Below are 739 nucleotides of genomic sequence, written 5' to 3'. Positions count from 1 at the left end.
GTCGAGAACGACTCATCGATGAGAGCCTGACGCCGCTCGTAGAGCATCTCGACCAGGCACTGCTGCTCCCCGATGAGCCTGTCTATGCGGGCCGTCTCGTGGTCGAGGTAGTCGGCGATGGCGCGCTGCTCCTTCAATGGCGGCAGCGGCATCGGAATACTCGCGAGCTTCTCCGCGGTGAGGTGCGGCATCGAGACAACGTTGGAGTAGGCGCGAATGAAGCCGCTAGCGCGCAGCGCGATCAGATAGAACGCGATGAACCGGCCGTCGAAGTCGTCGAACGGCCGAAGTCGGTTGATCGAGTTCTGGAATCCCCAGCCCGGGAGATCCGCGTCGACATATGCGGCACGACCGAACCCGCCTTGGCCGCCCTCGACGACGACTACGTCGCCCGCTCGGATGCTCAACTGCTCCAGCTCGACGTCGCCGAACCACATCTCCCTCACGTCGTCGAGAGCCAGAACGCCGTGGGGCTGCACGTTCGCAGCACGCATGTACGGGGCACGTAGGTCATTGCCGGAGTCCTTGCTCTGCAGCATCTTGCCGAGCGTGACGGTTGCAGCGTTCTTGACCTGGCCAGCCAGCCACCCGTCCGGCAAGGCACCCCAGAGCGGTCCCGTCACTGCTCCACCTCTCGCAGCAACTCAAGGATCTTGGCGACCTGCTTCTCCAGGTCGGCGTCAATCTCGGCGAGGGGGCGGGGTGGGACGTACTTGTAGAAGTGGCGGGTGAAGGGGAT

1 protein-coding gene is annotated in these 739 nt (G+C 64.0%); it reads right to left on the bottom strand.

Going from position 1 to position 739, the window contains the following annotated elements; all coding sequences use genetic code 11:
* The coding region (locus KBX08_RS33365) for a restriction endonuclease subunit S (protein ID WP_210787728.1) at positions 1-623 on the bottom strand (623 nt) is incomplete at its 3' end.
* Positions 624-739 lie beyond the last annotated feature (116 nt).

Origin of the sequence: Micromonospora sp. H61 (assembly GCF_018070325.1) — a bacterium.
In the GTDB taxonomy this organism is placed as follows: Bacteria; Actinomycetota; Actinomycetes; order Mycobacteriales; family Micromonosporaceae; genus Micromonospora; species Micromonospora salmantinae.
This window is presented reverse-complemented; position numbering and strand designations above follow the sequence as displayed.